We start from the raw sequence: 21,771 nt of genomic DNA, 5'->3' as shown, positions 1-21,771 counted from the left end.
ATCAAGAAGAGATATATTTGCGATATGGTTACTTTTATCATAAAGTAAGAGTTAGAAATCTTATTTATAGAATGTTGTAAAAAAAAAACAAGGAGCTGTTCAACATTAATGGAAATTCTTATTCTCGCAACAAATGATAAAAGCAGGGCAAATTGGAGTAATAATTCAGGTGTGGCAAGCTTTCCAAGTCCTAAAGAACCTTACATAAGTGATAATCAAAAGGTATTTGATCAAGTTAAATCTCTGCTTGATCAAAATCAAGTAGTATATGCTATTGGTCATTATTTTAAAAATGATGAGCTCCAAAATGAGGTCCTAAATTTGTTAGTAATTAAGAGGTCATGGAAAGAGAGGAACACCTTTTACTTTGAGTTCATTAGAACAAGATCCACTTCTGTTAGTTCCAAAGATTTAACAGCAATTAAAAATAGACCATCTTATTTGATTGACACTCTAAATGTAGATCGTTTAAAAAGTTTAAATTTGAGTATCGATGATTGGAAACCTAAGGTATTTATTGGAGGAGCTACTGAATCAAATGATGAAGTAAATAAAATTGCTTCTATAGTTCATAGAAACTCGCTAGTTCCAAAACCGTGGTTTGACCAATTTAATGTCGGTGATACAACTATGCATAGATTATTATCAATAGCAAAAGAAGTTGACGCGGCGATTTTTGTATTTGGGGAAGACGATCGTGTATCTTATCGGGATAAAAATGTAGTTAAAGCTAGAGACAATGTAATTTTTGAATTTGGATTATTTGTGGCTATTCTCGGTCTTGATCGTGTTGCTGTTTGTATTAACAAGAATGTTACCAGTCCCACAGACATTGAAGGAATATTTAAAATTTTCTATTCTGGATCAATAGATTCAGATTATACTGCACAAGCTACAATTATTGATTTTGCTAAAAGACTGAAAACAAACTTCTTGTTTTAGTTCTTTTATAAAAGCAAAAATAGCTTAGGAAATCATCAACTTCAAAATTTCAGTCAACACACAAAACGGATCTTGATTCCAACAATGTTGAGAATCAAGATCCGTTTTAATTTACAGATGATTATTGAATAAATTTAGCTTCCAGAAGTCCTAATTCACTGTCTTCTTGGTTTTGTTTGAATTCCACCTTCAAGTTTAAAACACCAGTTAAGTCCACATTGATGTTAATGGGAGCTTTAAGATCCGAGGCAACAGCGCCACTTGTGTATACGAGCTTATCATCCGCATAAATTTTTAAACTACCGAGGTTATCATTCTTGGCGAGGGTGTTCCATTTAGAGGACGGAGCCAATAAAGCTTCAAAGGTTTTGTAATTGCCATCCAAAAGATATGTACTTACGAGATAGTTCCCTTTACCGTAACCATACCCGGTCGAGTCATTACCGCCGAATGCGGAACCTGTAAGATAAATACCGTGATTAAATTGGGTTCCCAAATTGGTTGTAAAAGTTTCCACAGCTTTCGAACCCTTGTTATCGGAGGCATGGGGTTTCATTTGCTCGAGGTAGGTAATAGTTCCCTCTTTAGGCTTACCCACATATACCGAGTAGGACGGAGCATCGTAGCCCACGCTCTTACCAAGAGATTCCGAAACAAAACGAAGAGGCACGTACGTTGTTCCTTTATACACAAAGCCTTGTTGACCTTCTGGCATACGTTTCTCCACACCGTCTACGAAGAATTTTAGCGGTAAAAAATTGACCCCGATATTGGCTGTTGTAGCTGCGTACGAAACTCCCGTAAATAGCACGCTTCCTAAAATGATACCACTGCACAAATACTTAAGCTTTGTTAATTTGTTTGTTTTCATTTCAATGACCATCTCCCTATGTTATAGATAATGTACTCCTCAATTTACATTATCTATAAGTGTTAAATAATAGTCAAGTAACACTTATAGAGTGTTAATGTAAAACCCTCCCTCTATTAAGCTTGTGATAAAGAGGGCGGTGAAGGATAAATGAATCTGGTTCAAAAACTGGGAGAACGAATTCGTTTTATTCGCAAAGAACAAGGGCTTAGTCAAGAGGTATTAGCGGAGAGGGCTGGTTTACATACTAACTATCTTGGTGCTGTTGAACGGGGAGAAAAAAATGTCACGGTGGAGAGCTTAGAAAAGATATCACATGGTCTAAGCGTTACTTTAGATGAGTTATTCCGTTATATTGATCCAATGGGCGACAAGGACGATATAGCACATATTGTGGAGCTGCTGAGTACACGAACCGATGCGGATCGCAAAATGGCACTGACTCTTTTACTGAGTGTATTTACTTGGGAAGAAAATAAATATCAGCCATGATAAAGATTGAAATTTAATTAGGAGGATTCGGTTATGTATCGTCTGTACGATCCAAAAACGAATGGTTTTGCACTTGCTGAATTTAATCCGAATGCCAGCACCAAACATATGCATATTACAATAAAACCTGGTTCACAATTGGCAGCTAATGAAGTGAAGTCAGGGTTTATTGCTAATCAACGCTCTGTTTTGCTGAAAGAGGGTAAGATTGTTTTGAGAAATAATTTCTACGTAGTGTTGAATGACGTTTCTTTTAGCTCAAGTGGCAGTGCAGCGATGATAATGGGAAGACATCCAGGATCCGGTGCGGATCGTTGGGAGCACATCCAAACTGGGAAATCACTGAGAATGATATCTGATGAACAAGGAATGCAATTTGAAGATGAAGAAGCGGAAATCGAAGGTTAAAATTATAAAAGGAATGGCAGACATTGTCCGCCGTTCCTTATGCATTTTTATAGTATGTTAAAGTTTGAAAAACAGTCGGTAGTGATGTACACAAGTTTAACTATGAACAGAATAAGTAAAAATGGATATACTTAGTCATAATTAATAGAGATTTAGGATGCTAAGAGTAGAATGATTAACACGAATTATTCCATTTTGATTTCCTTTCTTCAAAGAGATTATAAACACAATTTATCCAAGTGAGAAAAACGGAATGGAAATACTCTGATGTTAATCGAGAGATATGGCATAATTATAGAAATGAGTTGAAGGAAAAATAGGAATCGATTGCATTTAAACATATGAAGGAGTGTTTTTTATTATGTGGTTGGAAGTAGTATTGAAGTCATGGAGAGAATTCGAAAAAATAGTTAGCACATTTCCCCGAGGTCAATGGATATATCGTGGACAATCAAATGCAGAGTGGAAAATAGTTACCTCATTATATAGAGAATTCGATAAGGTACATATGTATAATGAATACCTTAACAAGGAAATTGAATTAAACTATAACCTAGCTGAAATGGAAATGACTAGAGATTTTATCTCATCTTATAATCTTTATTCATCTCATACTCTACCTGACCCTAGAGATCAAGAATTAAAAGAGCAAAATCGTTATTATTTAGAGTCTTGGTCCTTGATGCAGCATTATGGTGCACCGACTCGTTTGCTTGATTGGACCTATTCACCCTACATTGGGGCTTTTTTTGCTGTAGATGGTGCTTCATCTGATTTCTGTATCTATGCATTAAGAATCAAAGATTTTTCGAATTATAACCATAGACTTGTCGATGAAAACAACGAACTATTGGTTAAACCGGAATGGCTAGGTTTTACTAGCAGTGCATCGTATTTCAAGGTATACGAGCCTGCTCGGAAAAATGAAAGAATTAGACGGCAACAAGGATTATTTTTAGTATCAAACGAAAATTATGAGCAATTTGATGAAATACTAATTAATTATCAATTAAAAAAAGGGAAAATTAACGGAGAGGGTGAATTAGTAGCTTACAAATTTGTGTTTCCAAAAAAATTCGTATTGGACACTTGGGATAATCTACAGCGAATGAATATAAATCATGAGACTTTATACTCGGGAATGGAGGGATTTGGAAGGTCTATCAAGCTAGGTTTATTAAATATTAATAATATCCTGTTTCTTCAATCCAAGAAATGAAATTATAATAATCCAGATATGAGCAATGCAAATTAAACTCACGAATTAAAATGTATTCATTGACTTATGTTGTTAAGACTACACTACAAATGCCTGCGTAAAATTATCCAACACGAACTCAATAATAGAGAGGTTCCTTCAAGGCAGAGAAATAATTTACTTAACAGTAGCCAGGTTGTTGATATCGTCAAAATTATAACTACACTAAGAATAAAGTAGGAAAGGTGGAGCGATGAGTGAGTATATTGTCCACAATTGGAATCATCTTAGTATTTTTTTGTGTCGTAACAATAATTACAAAGAGACTAATCACTAATTATATAAAGGAAAAAGAGAAGTACAACGTATTTGTATTAGCAGGTGTAGCGGTAATATTACTTGCGATTGCATTTAGTTTTGCTGGAGTTCCTGTTCCTAAGCCCATTACAACAGCTTTTTCTCTAGCAGCTCTATTTTGGTCACTTGGCGAACTGATCATGCTCAGTGAAAATAAAAAGAAGGAATGGTTTCAGACGGGTTTTCAAATATTAGCTGTAATATCTTTTTTTATGATTTGGGCTTTATCGTACATGTATAAAGATTACTTTGAAAACAATGTAGATACTAGCATTCTTGATACAGTTTCATTTGGAGTATTGATTACGATAATTGGAGTCGGCATGAGAAGAAATTAATTAAATGAAATCTTAACACCTCACTGAATCCGTTGAGTGGAGGTGTTAAGGATTTGCAATTTATTAGGCGTTTAATAGATAAAGGCGTAATGGAGAAGAAAATGTTTGAAGGATACTACTATATAATATTAAGTGCTATTGTTAATATGTTTTTCTTGGTGGTAAATGCGATCTTTAATGATGGTTCACTTGGTTTTTGGGTGTGTTCTATCAACTTGGTTTTTACAATACTAATTCATTTTTTTAAAGTTAATCGTTTTTCTACAGCTGCATACATCTCATTTGTATTTGGGGTTTTGGCTTTTGTTAGTGTGCCTCCTGTTCTATACGCATTAAAAGTGGAAGGAACTTATATATACAATCCGTCTAATTCAATATTTTTACTGTTGGGATATGTATTTATTTCCACAATAATTATTCTCGATGCTGATCGAAGATCAGTAATGTATTATGATGATTAAAATTTACAGTAGAAAGCCCTGGTTATTGATACATAGTAACTCTTTATACAATTTATCCATTATACAAGAGTTCTTAAAACAGCTAACTCATTCAATAATTTAAAAGGGTCATCTCTAGTTTTAGAGATAACCCTTTTAAATTATTGAATGTAACCCCTTTTATATGTTACTCCAGATTTTAAGAACATCTTCTGTGATTTGTTTAGTTCGTTCTCGTATTTTAATTTCGTTCCACGAAAGATCCCCTGTTTCGTAATAAGCAATTATATCCAACTTGGTTATTCCAAGTTCAGCATAATGCTTGATCCCGCGCTTTCGTCCTTCACCTTCAATTTTGCGTTTGAACTCATAATTACGGAGTGATGAGTTAAGTGAACTTTTTAACAGAGTCATGTTACCTATACTGTAGATAAGCTTATAACGATATTTCTTGGCTTCTTCCCAATCTGTTATCGATTGTCCATCCTCATCGATGATAGGCACATTTCTCCAGTGCTCTTCCCACTTCTGAGGGAGTAGATGCTCCAAAGTGTAAGTGTATTTTAACTCATCTCTATCATAGCGATTGTCGTTTTTACGTCGGAACAACTCGACCCAGAATAACAATAATGCTGCGTGCTTATTGCTGATGGACATCAGCCCGTTACTTACATCATTATCGGTCACTTCTGCTAATAGAATATCTATTTTAGAGGAATCCGAAATTAATTCTTTACATAGCTTGTTGTAATTTTTCGTTTCTAATTTGCAAACTGTTCTGCGTATAACGAGTGTCTCTAACTTTTTCAGTGACACTGCAAGTTCAGTTTCGTTGCCCTCATACTTGCGATATAGGAAAAGAATATAAGGATGGAACGTAGATACATCACAGACACTAAGAACATGGAAGAGTCGTTTGTTATAATCTGTGAAGCCAAATAAGTCGCTATTTTCAAATACGATAATTTTCTCTCTGTAAAGTTTAGCAAATTCTGAAATGGTTCTTATAAACTTTGTTAACTCATTCTTATCAAGCCTTCTAATATGCTCTTTATATATGTTAGAGAGATCAGACAAGGAGTGTTTCTCGGGATCGAAGAAGCCCTCTATCACAGCAATGGAGTGAAGTAATAATTCAATATTATCACGCATCATACGTCCAGTTGAGCGAGCCGTATCCCAGAATGTAATCGATTGTTCATCGTTTGCAAATACAGATTCCCAAGAATCGTGGTATAAAGTTTCTACATCTTCTTGGTTACCGAGTAGCTCAAACGCCCGCTGGAAGAGGACATTTTTTACAATGTCGGCACTACTTAGACGCATGCCTGCGCTATTAATTGTATCAAAAATAGCTTGTTCATCATCATCTTCTGTTAGGTCAATAACAACCAGAATACTGTTAGTTGAGCTCAGTAAGTCGTTGAAAAGTGTTTGTCGATCTTTGAGTGAGACATTAACAAGTCTATCAACGAAGAATTTATAGCATTTCAGGATATTGCTGTTGCAAGTATGTAAGTCGATAGTATCTGCTACAATCTCGCCTCTAATGACCTGTTGATAATACTTTTTATCAATTTTGGAATGTTCAATCTTAACGAGCAGGTCATCATCAAACATATCTTTTTTGTAGAAAAGACAAGCGTCAAATTTCCCATCTTGCTGACACTTTTCCTGCAATAATGTGTCAAAACTGTCGAATAGCGCTCGAAGAAGAATACTCAAAGTTGTTAGACGTTGTTGCCCGTCAATTACGAGTACTTGCTTTGTACTTCCACTTTGTATTTCTATTTGTTTAAGAACCAGCGATCCCAAGAAGTGACTTTTGCTGCTTTGCAATAGCTCCGAAATGAGTTCTTCCCAATTGTTCTCGTTCCATACATATGCACGTTGGAAGAATGGAATCTTAACCTCCCCTTCATTTGCCAAGAAAGTAAGCGATCGTGCTTCGGCTTTCATGTATTACCTCCTAAGTATTTTATAATATCCAGTATTTGTATGACCTGTGTTTGATGATTTAATCCGATGTTATCATAAAACATGGTGAATTACTCCTATCAAGTCAAGAATTTCTTCTTGCTGATAAATATATACAAGCCAACTGGCAAAGACGATCTGTTTGCTAGCTAAACGTTTCTGTTAATCATATGAAATATATGGGTTTCTGCAGGATATTGTTGGAAAATAGCAGATCTGATATAATTTAAGATATCATATTTGCTTAATATATCAATTCTTTGTAGCATACGAGAAGCCAATTAAAAGGGGAGCATATTAATGGCATATAATGTTGAGGCAGAAGAATATCAATCGTTAGATGAAGAGGAGTTTGAGCATGAAGAAGATGATGGGGCAATTCGGGTATCCCGTAAAGGAACTCTTTCAAAATTTGTTCGTACAAAAACATCATCACGAGTAACTAATGGTGCGAAGGATATGTTAATGGCACAATTAGAACAAATAACAATCATGCTAGTGAAACGAGCTGAAGAGGTATGTGCAAGTCAAGGACGGTCGACAATCTATGATTCTGATTTGCAAACCGCTTATGAAGAATTGATGCAACCACATGAATTCATAGATAAGATCATCCTTGAATTAGATAACCAAAAGGAGCAATTAAAAATTGTAGCTCAATCCTCTTTGGTGCGGCATATGGAGGTTTAAAAATGTCATCCAGAACGTTTTTCTTCCGGTCAGAATATTCCGTGAAAGATATGTATGAACGAATCTATGCTCCAGATTTTATTTCTGTATTTAAAGAATACGCTAATAGTTTAGACGAGGAAGATACTGAAAACGTGGAGGCGAATAAAAGTAATTGCTACACAGGTTTATCTCAGGCATATCAACTAGATATTGATCGCTTACATACCGTTATACGACCGGTGTTTGATGAATACGGACGTAAAGGGGATAGAATGAATATAAAGTTGTATCGATCTAAGGCAGCTCCTTTAACAGTAACAGACGAAATTCGAAGTCGTATTAACAGTTTAATTAACCGAAATATAACTGAAATTGATAGTTTCAATCCAAATTTGAAATATGATTTATTTATTGAAGAAGTAGCATATAGAGAAGCATATCTTGATTTTAAATTTCGTATAGAAGACTCAATAATTGTACACGAACCAGTGCCTATTAGGGAAATTAACGCAGAATATGTTGAAGCACGCTACTATTTCGGCTCTGGAATTATAGCGCTTTTTAATCCAAACGGTACAACCCGGCAGTCTAAGGATTTAGTTAAAGTAATTTATCTACTTTTTATACCATACGATCCAAAAATTGAAGAGATATTATTAGACGAGGCTCAATTGATTATGATTCAATTAAGATTAAAGGGTCTCGTGTCTTCCCCAAGATATCGATCTGATGATGATCTTCGATTTATCATTCACGGGCTTAATGAAATAAATTATGAGAATCCTTTGGTGAAGTCCATACAAAGTAATGACTCACTTACAATTAGTGAACTTAACACAACTTGTGTAGTCGAAGGTCACAGAGTGAATTTAAAAATATCTGAGGATGGTAAGTTAATTATTGATACCTTTGTCTTACCGGATGTACTGGATAGGATTATTCTGGATATTGAATGGGTTGTATTGTCCGAAAAATATTATAAAGATATGTCGACTCAAATAGAAGCTCTATATAAAAAAATTTCTCCCGCAGCATTACCTTCGCATCGCACACGACGAATTACGGCAATAAAAGATGACTTATCGAGAGTTGTGAATGAGTACAGAGGAAAGCCAATGGATCACCGGGAAATTAAGTTGGTTAGCACGGTGATATTTAATATTGGGCATTTATTGAATGATGAGAAGAAGATCCTACCTGATGAACATTTACAATCATCTTCCAGTAATTACTCCAACTTATATGCATACTACACAGACTACTTTACAGTAATCAAAAGAATGAATCGTTCAAAAAGCGAGACTATTGCACGGAAAACTGTTCAGATTTTGCAGTTTTTAGCTGCCCAATCAACCGGAGATGCAGTGGATTTAATTGGTCAATACGAGCATCTTCAGAAGGACGAATAGTATGTTTATTGATGATTTAATATTGTCGGAGTCGGAAATAGAATATCTCGACAATATTTTGAATGAATTTGGAAAACATCAACAGTTTCGAGATATTTCATCGTTGAAAACTCCTTGGACTCAATTGATGGAAATTGAGCCTCGAGATGCTTTAGAACCACTGCGGGTTAAGGGGATTTTGAATGAGCAGGAAATGGAAAAGACTGAAATCATCATAGATGAGAATGAAAATGAAAGTGTGAAACAAACAAAATTGCTCGTAGGAACAATTGATACTAAGGCGCTTGTAATATGTTGGATGGTCACCATCTACCACCGCTCAGGGAAAACATTACAACCGGATGATCTCAACAAAATGGAAAGACAATCTGATTATTATCACTTTCCAATAGATATTGGTATGGACACAGTTAAGATTAACTTGATTGTTAAAGATATAGAAGATTCAGACTACCAGCAAGGTCAATCAGATTCAATATACGTTTCTTTTATTGGAGAACTACCTATTAAAGAGCAAAACTATATAATGTGGTCGGTACCTCTGCAAGAGCAGTCAGCTGCAGTCAGATTTTTTAATTGGTTAAATGAACACAGCAAGCCAATTATATCTAAGTTATATGCATATATAAACATTCCTTCAGACTTAGAGAAAAACTACCGAGAAGAAGTATATAGACTCGTTGGTATGTATTTAGTAGAGCTTGGTTATACCCGAATTAACCAACAAGAGTTATTTCGACCTGAAAGTACAGAATACTTATTCCCTGAAAGTATAATCAAAGACTGTTTCATAAATGAAACTGAAAACAAAAAAGTGTTTCAAGTCATAAATGGAGATCGTATTGAAATGCACTCCTTTCAGAACGGTATAAAATCTTTAGATAGTAAGTTATCCTATCATTTAAATCATTTGCAAATATGGATTGATAAAAAGGCAGCTAAGCACCGCATATTAACTCAAAAAGTTAAAACATCTTTAATTAATGAAGTAATTAAAATCGTGCCTATCATTATTACAGTTATATTGTCTGCTTATGCATCACTTAAGTTAATCTTCATAAATAACTCAGCTATGAAAAATTTTCCTCAAAGTAAGGCTTGGTTTATTACACACATATCAATCAGCGTCTTATCGCTTCTAGTTCTCATATTTTTTGGAGTTTTCCCTCAATTCCGTTTGTGGATTTTTTCTTGGGATCGCAGAATCAAAAAATATGTAAGAAAAAAAAATCAGCAATATGAAGATTGAAGGTATTTGCTAAATAGGTGCCCTTAGCGATGGTTGGTCATGAGATGCGTTTTTTAATAAGTAGTTCAACTACTTATTAGGAAAACAATTAAGGAGGAGTAGCTTTGTCTGAAGCTAGAAAGCTATATAATTTAGTTCATGTAGAACCCAAAGGTTATATATATATTTTAGGTAGTCACCGTTATGGACTAGAGTTTCGCCTTAAAAATAAAAAGAAAAAAAAGAAAAAGAGTGTTGCAGTGATTCAAATGAATGGTTCTTCCACAAATTGGACTGACATTACTAGACAAGGACACTGGAAAGCAGATTCCACAATCGGAAAAGTGCTCTGTTGGTGCGGAAAGCGCGAATATGATGTTGTTCATTGTCTAAATTTGTGGTCATATGTTGATAATAATCCATCTAATTTGGCTGGGAAGTCAAATGATATCTTAAATAAATTAGAGAATGATCTTTGGATTCAAGAGGTTTTAGAGAAAGTGGATATAATTATACTTGCTTATGGTGATTGCCTAGGAGTAGATGAGTCTAATTTCAAAGAGCGTAAAAAGAAACTGAAAGTAATGTTGCTCTCAAAAAAATCAAAAGTTTTTTGTGTTGGGGGATTGAACGAGAGTGGGAATCCGAAACATGGTAGAGTCTGGAATGATGAACCCGAATTGAACAAATTTAATATAAATAATATATGATGGGATGAAATCACAACCAGGAACCAATACTATCATTCCATTGTATTCAAGGTGTTGAGCTATAATCTTTTGAAAGGATGATAATCATGGGGTTCTTTGGAAATCACATAAATGAAATGGTAGTAACAGAAATAATTGAAAGTGAGAGTTTTAAAGATTTTGTTTTATTCGTGCGGAGCGAACTCAACATTGAGGGTACAAGAGATCAATATCCAATTGTTCCAAAAGATTATCAACAAGGTGATGGTGGCTACATAGTACAAGATACTTTTGGAGCGTTACTCTTTACTTCCTTATTCAGTGAAATAATTGGGATTGAAATATATGTTAGTTCAATAGTTACTAGAATAAATGATGTTTTTTCTCATCGTATTCATAGATCCCATGATATGGAATTAATCTCTAGAATTTATGTATTCAATGCAATCGCTCATGAATATGTACATATACAACAATTTGAACAAGGTAAAATAACAGCCGAGATAATGGAAATTCAAAATCAATTGAATTACGCGGAAAGAGAAATTGAAAGAGAAGCGGTTAGAGTAGCTAAAGAACTATTAATTCAATATACTGGGTTGGAAGATTCAAGATTAAATCAAATTATTAATGGGAATGTTGACAATGATTCCGCAAGAGATCTTTCGGATTATCTCTTGGAATGGGAAAATAGGGATAATTATTAATTGTACAAACACTTATTGAGTTAACAAAGAATATCAAAAATTGTTTTAAGAAAACTCCATCACCATAATTATCATTCGAGCAATGGAGATGGAGCTTTCTTAAAAAATATCGTTTGCAATTGATCTAAAAATGTACTTTTCACAAATCTATAGTTTAGTGTTTATATTTTGTCAAACCTATAATACAACGATAATTAGCATAAAAGCATTCTGATTGTTTCTATACGCTTATATTCCCTGGATCCAAGGTTCAACAAATTTGTTTTCTTGTAACAAGATTGAATAAATAAAAGTAATGCAAATATAAGCGAAATTTTGTGCTTCTTTTTTTGTGATAGAAATGTGTTTTTCGTGGCTGTTAGCATTCCTCTTTTTTTTGATTGTTAGATATTTATCTATTTGTTTTCTATAAATTTCATCACTGGATGACTTATTTTCAACTTTTTCCCATTCAGAAGATTTCATTAGCAAATCTTCTTTCGTTAGTTTGCTCGTTACCATTGCTTTTGACCATCGTTTATGGAAATCGAGTTTACCTTGAATTTGGGTTTTTAAAAACAACTCAAAACAAGTATGTATGTTTTTTAGCATACCATCATAGTTCTTTTCTCTGTAGTCATTGAAGGCAAGAAGCATTTTAATTTTCCAATCCTGGTGTGTGCAGACATCTTTATTACTTAGACCAGTAATTACGATATTTGCCTTGCATTCATATTGGTTTGAAATAGAAATGTCATGATATGAGCCAATTAATTTTCCAGATAGCTTAATATTAGGCGGAGAAAAGCGAATATTTTTTTGTTTTATTTCCAGATTAAGAGAGGAATCGTTAATTTGAGTTGTATAATCTTCTTCTGAATCGTGTACGTTGCTAAATCCGTATTCATCAATACTTGCAGTAAATATGTACATAAATTTATCTAAATCCTTTTTATCCAAAGTACTAGATAATTTAAAATCTGTAGTTCTATCTTTGTCTTTATCGTAATTTCCATCATAAATTATGTCCAAAGAAAAAGTTTCTTCGTATCGTTTTAATATCTTTAGTCCATCAAGTAGAACTAAAGAGGGGTACTTTGTAAATATCTTAATAATTTTTTTTTTGGGTTCTAACTCATCAAGATCATCAATAAAAGAAGATGGAAAACGTTCGGAAATGTAATCATAATTTATCTCGCTAACAATATTCATATATTAATCATCCCCCGTGAATTTAATTCTTTAGATTAAATTATATGATAAAGAGATTAGTAAGACCATAATAGAATTGATGTGTGACTTTTCAGTAAGATATAGCCGGTTGATTCCCCTGAACAAACTGTGTATTTGGCTTAAATACAAATCTCATAATTACCATCAGGGTAGTTCTTCATAACTTTATAAGATATATCCAACGAGTTTTTTAGAAAATCAAGTAAAAAAGCTCGCTACCCTTTCATATTCTTTTTATATATGCCTTAGTGTGGAGGCGACATTATTTTTTTTAATATATAGTCATAAAATTGACCTAAAATTCGAATGACAGGCGGTTTGTAATGAGTCGAGATGAAGAAAAACGAATTATTAACGTCGAATTATATAACGTGAGAGAAGAAATAGATGATCTAGTGCAGCAACTTCATGGTGCAATAGATGAAGAGCATTATGAAGAGCCTATCCAGGAGGAAGGTTCTACAGCACATCTCAATGAACTAAGCCGAAAAGCTGAAAATTTAAAATCGAAATTAAGAATAATTGAGGTACAAGAAGAGAATGAAAACAAAATCTCTAATTTTTCCAGTAAGTTAGAGCTGGAAGCAGCACTTATAGACAAAGAAAGTGATGTGGATTTGTTAGATAGGAACGCCAAAGCCAATGCCCTTGCTCGTCTTATAGCTAATAAACAGACTATAGCTCCTTTGACTATCGGAATTTATGGAAAGTGGGGGCGGGGAAAATCCACATTTGCTGGTCTTATTGAAAAGAACTTAGATAAAATTAATCAGAAAATAAAACAAAATGATCCTATTGATAGAGAAAGATATAAAAAATCGTATATTGTTAGATTTAATCCAACTGAATATGACGATCATAAAATGATTTGGTTTTCTATATTAAAGGAATTGTATTTGAAATATGATGCTGAAACAAAGTTACGTGGGCGAATTAAGTTTGCTTGGAACAGTCTGGTTCCATCATTTAGAAGCAATAAGGCAATGTATTTATTTAGTGGCTTGTTAGTAATATCATGTATTTTAGCTTACTCATTATGGTTTAGAAAATATGATTCTTTAGATGATACTATAAAAAACACAGAACTCTACGTGTATCTTGTTTCAGCTACGTTACTTGTGAGTAGCATTTATCAATTCATTGTTCCATTTGTTAAGAAGCTCGTGTTTGTAATTAAACCATTATCCAATAAATTGCTTCATCAAATCCTTATACCTGATTTTAAAGCAAAGTTAGGGTCTCGAGAAGAAGTAAAACATTCTCTTGATAAGTTGATAAAAATCTGGTTGAAAAAAGATGAAAATATTGTCCTTATTGTTGACGAGCTTGATCGTTGTTCTGAAAAAACAATCGTTGAATTTTTTTCTGCACTTCAACTCTTCATTTCGTCAGAGTCTATTATCAAAGTCATTTCAATGAATGAAGAGTTAGTTGCATTAGCATTGGCGAACAACAACCAATTTTTCCTGAAAGACCAAGCAACACGAGATGATAAATTAAGCTTTGGGCATGATTATCTCCAGAAATACATTTCAATTCCAGTTTATTTAAATGAACATTCAGATTATAGTACATTTTTAGAAAAACTTCTTAAGCAGACGAATTTTTTTGATTCAGAAGAGAAAGTTACTATTATATCTATAATTAATGATATCACAAAAATTAAAGACATTACCCCTAGAGAAGTTAAGCGGATACTAAACTTGTTGGTGTTATCAAAGGAGAGCGTTATATCTCATTTTGAAGCAATGAAACACAAAGTAACCTTTAATGAATATATAAGATGGTTCTTTGTATTTTATTTTAACCCTGATGAATCTAACTTTTTTGTCGCAAGTATGAAAAAGGTTAAAAATCAAAAGAAGTATAAGTACATGAGGTTCGAGAGTATGTATGGTTCGTTTATGTCTTCAGTTAAAGAAGATTCTCATAAAAGAATCCGATATTTAAATAAATACGTAAGTGATATGAGAATTGAAGTTATTGTTGCAGCTGACTCACTTATTGATAAAAGTTTAATTCGCTGAGAAACAGCATGACTTAAGAAGTCATGCTGTTTTTTTGCATAATACAGGGAGACCATTTTAAGATGATCTCCCGATTGGGGCTTAATCACTAAGATTATTCTGTTAAAATAGATGTTCACCAAAAGATTTTTGGTTTTAATTATATTTGCTATATGCTATGTACTAGCAACAAAATTATCTCAGCGCTAAAATATGATTCTCAAGATATACAAAAAATGGTGAGTAACTATTGAATTACTCATGTGCCACAACAATTAAAAGCAATATTTTGCTAGTCCATATGTGAGTTCTATTCTATTATTTGGAACTGGGGAAAGAATAGACTGTAGTTATTAAACTTGATGATTGATTTATTGAATTGAAAAAATTAGGCAATCTTGATCTGCTACAGGATTACGAGGGATGCGGGCTTTCCTTAGAATAGTATGCCAGTGTGAGAGGACATCTCCCTGATAAGTTATTGGTTGAACTATTGATTTGTAATTTCCTAATTTATTCTGTGATTTCTTGCTTGATGAATGAAACTCCCAGAAGGCTGATGCTACTAAAAAAGCATCCCAAAGATGCTCCTCTGGTGGCTTAAAATCATGTATGCTTAAACTCTTCGTATCTTTATGTAATTTTCGTTTTTGTGTCCATTGAATCGACTCTATTTTGTATTGACCATATACGAAGCCTTCAAATAAAAGAATGTTACATTGATTGCTAGATAACCACTGATTAATATCGGTAGTTGAACGAAGCGAGCCCTTTTTAACCAATGCCCCTAGACCACTAAATATTTGTACACCAATATTTATAGCATTAATTGTTGCTGAAGAGGCAGCCGGATTCCACCAATGAGCACCATTTCCTTCTTCCAGAAATCTTATAGTTAAACTTGTTGTACACCACATTGGGGCTTCAATACCAACAGCCACTTTCTTTAAGTCTTGCAGATCTGCGAGGATTAAATTTATTAATGTTGGAGTATCATCAATGAATGTAGTTTGATTTTTTCCTGCTACACTATACTTTTCTGAATATTTCCTTCCCGCTTGGAAGTGACTTCCATCCATTGTGTTTGTTAATCGGTCTGTACTACTTATTGCGTTTTTTCGTTTACAGATACATTTTGTAATGCATCGCGGTTTATGACATTTTATCTCCGGTATATAGTTATCAAGATCTCCAGGGTGGGACTCCAAACGAACCCAACCATAATTTGCGCCAGCGTCTATACCATAGACTACGATATCCTCCAAAATAATTGCTCCTTCACATATAAATAGTAAAGATATCTTTTGACACTTTACTTTGGATCATGGTACTTAAATTAGGATTGGGAACAGGTATTCTCTTGTAAGACTGATAATTTTTCTTATCAATTTCCCTAAATATCATTAAGTCTATCGGAAATCCAATAGGGTTAACTCCGAATGAATTAGATCTTGAAGCGGTATGGTTTACTAGGGTATTCATAATTGACTGCGCCCAAAAATCTAATTGATATCCTCCTGCAAGTGTTTTAGATTTTTTTAGCAATGAATCGGCTGATTTGATTGTATCGGAGGGTAAAATCCCATCCGCAACAATGGAACCAGAAGAATAATTAAAAATATTGAAGTTACTAGAAACGGAATTCCAATCTAAGTGGCTTATGAACCCTGTTCCTTTTTCATGACCAAAAATCAACAAGTTAGTGTCGGCTATGTTATTCTTTAGCAAAAAAGGTCTATATGAATTAATCGCCGTGTTAACAATTTTTTGAACACCATCGGTTGAACGTATCTGGGAATGTAAAGCTAATCGAGCTTCATCTATAGGAGTACCGCAAGTAGCTAGACCGATTTTATCCGTTTGAACATGAGCCCAATAATTTGAAGTGTTCGGATGATTTACAATTCTTGTTGTATCAGCAACTAAAAAAGCTCCACCGTCAAAACAGTATCCGATTAAAGCTGTCATATTCCACTCACCTTTTTCCTTTTATTTTATAATGGTTTTTATTAGAAATAAAGAAGAATTATAGTTCTACAGGAGAACTTCGTAAAAGGGGTGATTGGGTTGCGCGATATTGACGAAGTGTTTTTAAATGAAGTAGAAAAATATAAAAAATTATTAATTCATGAGGCACTTCTGATTGAATTATCTAAAAGAGGTTATCAGGATGCAAAATCTAATCTAGGCAAGGCAAAACAAGTATTTTTAATAGATGTTTGCCTCAACTATCTTGGCTTGGGGATAGATTTTATGGATTTGATCAACGAAGCAGGTGCGGGTTTATATGAAGGAATTGAACATATTACTGATTATCAAGGTGATGATATTAATGAGTTTCTAAAACCTTATATTGAAAAAGCAATTCAAAGAGCAATCGATAATGATGCCCACTCGGTAAACAACCAATGAAGCAATATGCTTCATTGGTTGTTTACCGTTAAAATGTAATGCCGTTATCATTCTCACTGTAATGATAACGGCATTATCACGTTTTATGGACACAAAAAACGCTCTTTATCATTAATTCTGCCAATTGTCGCTATTTATCAAAGTGACTGGTAATTTATACGGTACTTATCATTAGGAGTGGTGACAGCTTATCATTTTCTGTGGAAACGGTGTTGATTTGTCGCGGTTTTTCGATATGCGTTTTATCATTTAATCTGGTGGCTTACACTATGATCGGTCTGTATATGGCGAAACGCGGATTGGCCAGAGATGGTATTCAGATCATCAGTGCAGCGGCTTTGCTCATGCTCTGGTGGAATCCTTATTTTTTATTAAATGTGAGTTTTCAACTCTCTTTTCTGGTGACGGCGGGACTGATGATTTATATGCCGCTTATTAACAGGTTGTTCAGCAAATGGCCCAAATCGCTGGCAGCGACAGCTTCGGTTACGGTAACAGCGCAACTGATTTCTTTTCCAGTGACGATTCTGTACTTCAATCAGTTCTCGTTGCTGTCTTTTGCAGCCAATTTTTTGCTGGTGTCTTTGATTAGTGCTGTAGTGCTTCCCTTAGGTACGGTTGCGATGATTCTATCATTTGTGTGGCTTCCGCTTGCGAAACTTCTGGCATGGATTGCGATTCAGTTGAATCAACTTACCTTTCTCAGTGTGGAATGGATGAACAGTTTGCCAGGTTTTGTGATGATCTGGCCTACACCTTCCTTATTATGGATTGCAACCTATTATGTGATTTTATATGTGTTGCTTTATTTGCTCTATCAGCGGAGCGGCGGTGAGATACCCCAAAATATTCATGTTGCAGAAGAGGATACAGCGCCACTTGATATGTCTTCACGAGGTGCTACACAAAGGGGCTCTACACTAGCATTAGGCTTCAATTCTTCACGGTCTGCTGACACTCAATCACTTTACACAGCGAAAGCGAACGATCGCTTGCAACTTTCAGCGCGCGATCCCTTGCCTACTCGAAGAGCAACATCAGATCATGGTTCACTCTCTACTCTTGGCGCAAGTATCGCCTGGCCTGAGTATGCAAGTGCATTTACATCCAGAGGTGCGGCCTTCTATAGCGAAGTACGCATGAGCCAAGCGAAGCGATGGTTATGTGGTGTGCTTGCCGTCAGTTTTGTAGCAGGATTATGGTGGGCATATCAGACGCCACGTCCTGCGGGAACAGGTGTAGTTCAATTTCTGGACATTGGTCAGGGAGACAGTACATTGATTACAACACCAGAAGGCAAACATATCCTTGTAGATGGCGGAGGCACGGTTAACTTTGGGGGGAGCGAACACTCGTGGAAAACAAGGCGTGATCCGTATGAGGTGGGAGCTAAAGTTGTTGTTCCTTTATTAAAAAAGAGAGGCATTCACCAGCTTGATGCTGTCATTGTGACTCATGCGGATCAGGATCATGCCGGTGGCCTTCAGGCCGTACTGGAGCAAATTCCAGTGAAACGCTTCATTTTTAACGGAACGACGAGTGGAAAGGAGAAATTCGATCAGTTGCTGGACACAGCGGTGCAACGCCAAATCCCACTATTCGCTACACATCAGGGCATGACCTATAAGCCCGATTCAGAAACGGCTTTATATTTTATCTCACCAGAGCGGAGTGGACCTAATCCAACAGGAGATCTGCCTGTTCTTGAGAATCAGAACGGTGGGTCGGTTGTTTTTTTGCTGGAGATGGCGGGCACGTCTATGCTATTCACCGGAGATATGGAAGCGGCAACGGAACAGGATGTGCTGTATGACATTCAGGATGGTTCGCTGGCGACCTCTTTTCAGCAGGACGTTCAAAAATCGGGGAGAACTGTTGCGGACAGCGAGACGAATATAGTTGTGCCTGAATGGATGGGGAGTCTAGCGGAAAATGGCAGAGATCATCGTTCTTCAACGGTAGTTACCGTACCGCGACTACAATCACATCTATCTATAGATGTACTCAAAGTTGCCCACCATGGTAGCAAAACATCCTCTACAGAAGCATGGCTTCAATATTGGAATGCTAAATCTGCATTGATCTCTGCAGGTGTAAACAATACCTATGGTCATCCGAATCCGGGAGTGATGAAACGTCTGGAAGCGATGGGTTCCGAAATTTATCGAACGGACCAGATGGGTGAGGTGCAGATGAGCGTGAAAGATGGAGAGATAAGTGTGCGGTATAAGCTGGCTCCGAGATAAGAGTGGAATCATAAAGTCTGAAGGATACCTTGAAGGATATTTGGTTATTTTTGCCGAATAGTATTAGGCTTGGCTTAGGAGGGGTCAAATGAAAAATTTAGTTTACTAGATACATAGAGAGAAGGGAACGTATAGGAATGCTACTATTCAAAAAAGCACGAGTTAGAACGTTTACATTGTGGATCGGGATTCTGGTTCTTAGTGTTCTGATGGGGATACCTGGAGCATTTGCTTCGTCTGAGTCGAATCGTTCTATTCATTCTGTTCTTGACCGTAATAACTATCTGCTAAATGATGGAACCTTGTGGTCAAAAGGAAGTATTGCTGGAGTGTGGACACAAAATCGTAATTTAATCGGAATCTCAGGATCATATAATGGAGTTGTTTTTGGTTGGACTGCGGATGATCAAGTTATCATGTGGGATATGGATAATCCTCATTTGCCAACAACCAAACAATTCAAAGGAGTTAATAAGGTATATGGTAATGGATGGGTTCAGCTTCAGGATGGGAGCCTGTATAAGTTTAGAGATCAGGAGAAAGTTCTGGATTCTGCTCTAGATGTAAGTTCCTATTCATATGGAAGTGACATCACTGACACCATTTTGTCTTCATCAGGTGATATATATTATTCAAAATATAGTAAAATTCGAAAAGCTGGAAATGTAGCTAACGCTACCGCAATTGCAGCAAATAATGTTTTTGCAGCAGTATTAAAAGATGACAACTCGGTAGTTATTGTCAATATGTTGTATCAGGAAGAGCAAATTACGATTGCCAATGATGTCCAATCTTTGATCTGGTGGGGAAACGAGTATAAACTACTCGCGGTGAAAAAGGATGGAACAGTCTGGAATTATGACAGAAATGACAATTACAAGGGTGAGCAGTTACCGGGACTAAACAATGTATCCAGAATGGTGTATTCACTTGATCTGGACGAATTATATGCACAGTTACAGGATGGCTCGTGGGCTGTATATCATAGTGGGAAGTTAACTTCTCTATCGGCACCGACTCTGAATCAAGTAACGCTTACGGCATCAACCAAGGAAGCTAATATCGGAGACATAGTCACACTTACTGTTCAGGAGAATTATAGTAACGGGTTCAAAACAAAACGTGCGCCTCTGCCTGGTGAAATTACGTTGGAACAGTCGCAAGTAGCTCTGATTCTGCCAGATGGCAAGCTGAAAGCAACAGGCATGGGAACTACAAAAGTGATGCTGAAAATAGGGGATAAGTCTTCCGATACACAACTGACCGTTAACTCTCAACAGAATTTGACAGGAGCTGAATTATTAAACGGAAATGTGTATTTACCTGTACAATCTGTCTTCAAAATGCTAGGAGCCAAAATCGATGTTCAGGGAGTTCGTTTCAAGATACAGATGGGAAATGACCTTATCACACTGACAAAGGGAAGTGCAGTAGCAGAGTTCAACGATAAAGCGATCACAATGAAAGGTAAGGTGCAGACCATTAACGGGCAAACCGTATTTCCTGCGGAACTTTTAAAACAAGTGGCACGCATACAGGTAAATTGGGATACTGAGTTGAAACAAGCCAAAGTGTTCGTTGGAAATGCTGCTTTTGTGGTGGAGTCGAAGGATACGCTTGCTTTGATTAAGAAAAAAGAGTTGGGAAATCTGAGCCGGTTCATTGGCAAGTCCTATTGGATTAATAGTGATACAAGCCTAGGGCAACGCTTTAGTAAATTGACTATCACCGATATTAAAATTGAAAAAGGGAAGTATGATGAACGAAGCTACTCCATTGTTTTCCGTAATACCAAGGGTAAAAGCGTTATTGCTTATGCAGGCGGGTTTCCATCGAGTGTAACGGAGATGTTGGCAGATTCAGATCAATTCTTTTCTTACGATCCCTATAAAAAATACAACTGGTCTTCATCTACATGGAAGAAAATCATTGCGGGTGAAGTAGCTCTAGGGATGAATACTACACAAGCGCGTCTGGCATGGGGAGATCCAAACAGTATTACGCAAGAAGCAAGTTCAAAAGGAAAAATTGAAGTTTGGGTTTATGCAAGTTCTTCAGGAGTCAGAGCTTTAGGATTCCTCAGTGGAAAGTTGATAGCCATTTATTAATTTTTTTAAAGTCTAGTTCTTTTTGTATAACTACTACAATATAACACAAGAAAAAGCCC

The 21,771-nt window shown here is 35.6% G+C and carries 20 protein-coding genes; 15 read left to right on the top strand and 5 right to left on the bottom strand.

What is annotated here, in order from left to right; translation table 11 throughout:
* Positions 1–108 precede the first annotated feature (108 nt).
* Positions 109–942 carry a TIR domain-containing protein gene (locus tag BLQ13_RS00460; protein WP_090914863.1) on the top strand — a complete coding sequence of 278 codons (834 nt, stop codon included), beginning with the start codon at positions 109–111 and terminating at the stop codon, positions 940–942.
* Positions 943–1,063: 121 nt separating this feature from the next.
* Here the strand turns inward: BLQ13_RS00460 and BLQ13_RS00455 are convergent, their stop codons facing one another.
* Complete coding sequence (locus tag BLQ13_RS00455; RefSeq protein ID WP_167375600.1) at positions 1,064–1,813, bottom strand: stalk domain-containing protein; 750 nt, start codon at positions 1,811–1,813, stop codon at positions 1,064–1,066.
* 150 nt (positions 1,814–1,963) lie between these two features.
* On the opposite strand from BLQ13_RS00455, the gene BLQ13_RS00450 reads away from it, so the two are divergent.
* The 5 genes from BLQ13_RS00450 (at position 1,964) to BLQ13_RS00430 (ending at position 5,067) form a co-directional block, all read left to right on the top strand.
* Positions 1,964–2,305, top strand: a complete 342-nt coding sequence (locus tag BLQ13_RS00450) for a helix-turn-helix domain-containing protein (protein ID WP_090914859.1) — start codon at positions 1,964–1,966, stop codon at positions 2,303–2,305.
* A gap of 33 nt (positions 2,306–2,338) precedes the next feature.
* The gene (locus tag BLQ13_RS00445) at positions 2,339–2,713 is read left to right on the top strand and encodes a DUF4357 domain-containing protein (RefSeq protein ID WP_090914857.1); all 375 of its coding nucleotides are present in this window, start codon (positions 2,339–2,341) and stop codon (positions 2,711–2,713) included.
* A gap of 361 nt (positions 2,714–3,074) precedes the next feature.
* The gene (locus tag BLQ13_RS00440) at positions 3,075–3,932 is read left to right on the top strand and encodes an FRG domain-containing protein (protein WP_090914855.1); all 858 of its coding nucleotides are present in this window, start codon (positions 3,075–3,077) and stop codon (positions 3,930–3,932) included.
* Positions 3,933–4,168: 236 nt separating this feature from the next.
* Positions 4,169–4,606: a hypothetical protein gene (locus BLQ13_RS00435; RefSeq protein ID WP_090914853.1), complete on the top strand. Its 438-nt coding sequence runs from the start codon at positions 4,169–4,171 to the stop codon at positions 4,604–4,606.
* Between the two features lie 53 nt (positions 4,607–4,659).
* A complete protein-coding gene (locus BLQ13_RS00430) occupies positions 4,660–5,067 on the top strand; it encodes a hypothetical protein (RefSeq protein ID WP_090914851.1) in 408 nt (135 codons plus the stop codon).
* A gap of 159 nt (positions 5,068–5,226) precedes the next feature.
* On the opposite strand, the gene BLQ13_RS00425 is transcribed toward BLQ13_RS00430, so the two are convergent.
* Positions 5,227–7,005, bottom strand: a complete 1,779-nt coding sequence (locus BLQ13_RS00425; RefSeq protein ID WP_090914849.1) for a DUF262 domain-containing protein — start codon at positions 7,003–7,005, stop codon at positions 5,227–5,229.
* 318 nt (positions 7,006–7,323) lie between these two features.
* On the opposite strand from BLQ13_RS00425, the gene BLQ13_RS00420 reads away from it, so the two are divergent.
* The 5 genes from BLQ13_RS00420 (at position 7,324) to BLQ13_RS00400 (ending at position 11,728) form a co-directional block, all read left to right on the top strand.
* Positions 7,324–7,713: a histone-like protein gene (locus tag BLQ13_RS00420; protein WP_090914847.1), complete on the top strand. Its 390-nt coding sequence runs from the start codon at positions 7,324–7,326 to the stop codon at positions 7,711–7,713.
* 2 nt (positions 7,714–7,715) lie between these two features.
* Complete coding sequence (locus tag BLQ13_RS00415; protein ID WP_090914845.1) at positions 7,716–9,104, top strand: hypothetical protein; 1,389 nt, start codon at positions 7,716–7,718, stop codon at positions 9,102–9,104.
* A gap of 1 nt (position 9,105) precedes the next feature.
* Entirely contained in the window at positions 9,106–10,353 is a 1,248-nt protein-coding gene (locus BLQ13_RS00410; RefSeq protein ID WP_090914843.1) for a hypothetical protein, read from the top strand.
* Positions 10,354–10,457: 104 nt separating this feature from the next.
* Positions 10,458–11,042 carry a DUF1643 domain-containing protein gene (locus BLQ13_RS00405; protein WP_090914841.1) on the top strand — a complete coding sequence of 195 codons (585 nt, stop codon included), beginning with the start codon at positions 10,458–10,460 and terminating at the stop codon, positions 11,040–11,042.
* Positions 11,043–11,128: 86 nt separating this feature from the next.
* Positions 11,129–11,728, top strand: coding sequence for a hypothetical protein (locus tag BLQ13_RS00400; protein WP_090914839.1), 600 nt, complete (start codon positions 11,129–11,131; stop codon positions 11,726–11,728).
* A 228-nt stretch (positions 11,729–11,956) separates the two neighbouring features.
* On the opposite strand, the gene BLQ13_RS00395 is transcribed toward BLQ13_RS00400, so the two are convergent.
* On the bottom strand, positions 11,957–12,919 hold the full coding sequence (locus tag BLQ13_RS00395; protein WP_090914837.1) for a hypothetical protein: 963 nt from the start codon (positions 12,917–12,919) through the stop codon (positions 11,957–11,959).
* Between the two features lie 344 nt (positions 12,920–13,263).
* Between BLQ13_RS00395 and BLQ13_RS00390 the strand changes: the two genes are divergently transcribed.
* Positions 13,264–14,967: a KAP family P-loop NTPase fold protein gene (locus BLQ13_RS00390; RefSeq protein ID WP_090914829.1), complete on the top strand. Its 1,704-nt coding sequence runs from the start codon at positions 13,264–13,266 to the stop codon at positions 14,965–14,967.
* Positions 14,968–15,317: 350 nt separating this feature from the next.
* Here the strand turns inward: BLQ13_RS00390 and BLQ13_RS00385 are convergent, their stop codons facing one another.
* Positions 15,318–16,211, bottom strand: coding sequence for a hypothetical protein (locus BLQ13_RS00385; protein ID WP_090914828.1), 894 nt, complete (start codon positions 16,209–16,211; stop codon positions 15,318–15,320).
* 13 nt (positions 16,212–16,224) lie between these two features.
* Positions 16,225–16,914, bottom strand: a complete 690-nt coding sequence (locus BLQ13_RS00380) for a hypothetical protein (protein WP_090914827.1) — start codon at positions 16,912–16,914, stop codon at positions 16,225–16,227.
* 99 nt (positions 16,915–17,013) lie between these two features.
* Between BLQ13_RS00380 and BLQ13_RS00375 the strand changes: the two genes are divergently transcribed.
* The 3 genes from BLQ13_RS00375 (at position 17,014) to BLQ13_RS00365 (ending at position 21,712) form a co-directional block, all read left to right on the top strand.
* Entirely contained in the window at positions 17,014–17,358 is a 345-nt protein-coding gene (locus BLQ13_RS00375; RefSeq protein WP_139168823.1) for an RNA polymerase sigma factor RpoD, read from the top strand.
* Between the two features lie 200 nt (positions 17,359–17,558).
* Positions 17,559–19,604: a ComEC/Rec2 family competence protein gene (locus tag BLQ13_RS00370; protein WP_338060856.1), complete on the top strand. Its 2,046-nt coding sequence runs from the start codon at positions 17,559–17,561 to the stop codon at positions 19,602–19,604.
* 209 nt (positions 19,605–19,813) lie between these two features.
* The gene (locus BLQ13_RS00365; RefSeq protein WP_167375599.1) at positions 19,814–21,712 is read left to right on the top strand and encodes a copper amine oxidase N-terminal domain-containing protein; all 1,899 of its coding nucleotides are present in this window, start codon (positions 19,814–19,816) and stop codon (positions 21,710–21,712) included.
* Positions 21,713–21,771: the final 59 nt, after the last annotated feature.

Source organism: Paenibacillus polysaccharolyticus (genome assembly GCF_900102085.1).
Classification (GTDB): Bacteria; Bacillota; Bacilli; order Paenibacillales; family Paenibacillaceae; genus Paenibacillus; species Paenibacillus polysaccharolyticus.
The sequence above is the reverse complement of the archived record's forward strand: the minus strand, read 5'-3'. Positions and strand labels throughout refer to the sequence as shown.

Excerpts from the sequence above, each read along its gene's own strand:
- BLQ13_RS00460 (WP_090914863.1), top strand. The coding sequence starts at position 109 with ATGGAAATTCTTATTCTCGCAACAAATGATAAAAGCAGGGCAAATTGG.
- BLQ13_RS00455 (WP_167375600.1), bottom strand. The coding sequence starts at position 1,813 with ATGAAAACAAACAAATTAACAAAGCTTAAGTATTTGTGCAGTGGTATC.
- BLQ13_RS00450 (WP_090914859.1), top strand. The coding sequence starts at position 1,964 with ATGAATCTGGTTCAAAAACTGGGAGAACGAATTCGTTTTATTCGCAAA.
- BLQ13_RS00445 (WP_090914857.1), top strand. The coding sequence starts at position 2,339 with ATGTATCGTCTGTACGATCCAAAAACGAATGGTTTTGCACTTGCTGAA.
- BLQ13_RS00440 (WP_090914855.1), top strand. The coding sequence starts at position 3,075 with ATGTGGTTGGAAGTAGTATTGAAGTCATGGAGAGAATTCGAAAAAATA.
- BLQ13_RS00425 (WP_090914849.1), bottom strand. The coding sequence starts at position 7,005 with ATGAAAGCCGAAGCACGATCGCTTACTTTCTTGGCAAATGAAGGGGAG.
- BLQ13_RS00420 (WP_090914847.1), top strand. The coding sequence starts at position 7,324 with ATGGCATATAATGTTGAGGCAGAAGAATATCAATCGTTAGATGAAGAG.
- BLQ13_RS00415 (WP_090914845.1), top strand. The coding sequence starts at position 7,716 with ATGTCATCCAGAACGTTTTTCTTCCGGTCAGAATATTCCGTGAAAGAT.
- BLQ13_RS00410 (WP_090914843.1), top strand. The coding sequence starts at position 9,106 with ATGTTTATTGATGATTTAATATTGTCGGAGTCGGAAATAGAATATCTC.
- BLQ13_RS00400 (WP_090914839.1), top strand. The coding sequence starts at position 11,129 with ATGGGGTTCTTTGGAAATCACATAAATGAAATGGTAGTAACAGAAATA.
- BLQ13_RS00395 (WP_090914837.1), bottom strand. The coding sequence starts at position 12,919 with ATGAATATTGTTAGCGAGATAAATTATGATTACATTTCCGAACGTTTT.
- BLQ13_RS00390 (WP_090914829.1), top strand. The coding sequence starts at position 13,264 with ATGAGTCGAGATGAAGAAAAACGAATTATTAACGTCGAATTATATAAC.
- BLQ13_RS00380 (WP_090914827.1), bottom strand. The coding sequence starts at position 16,914 with ATGACAGCTTTAATCGGATACTGTTTTGACGGTGGAGCTTTTTTAGTT.
- BLQ13_RS00365 (WP_167375599.1), top strand. The coding sequence starts at position 19,814 with ATGGGGATACCTGGAGCATTTGCTTCGTCTGAGTCGAATCGTTCTATT.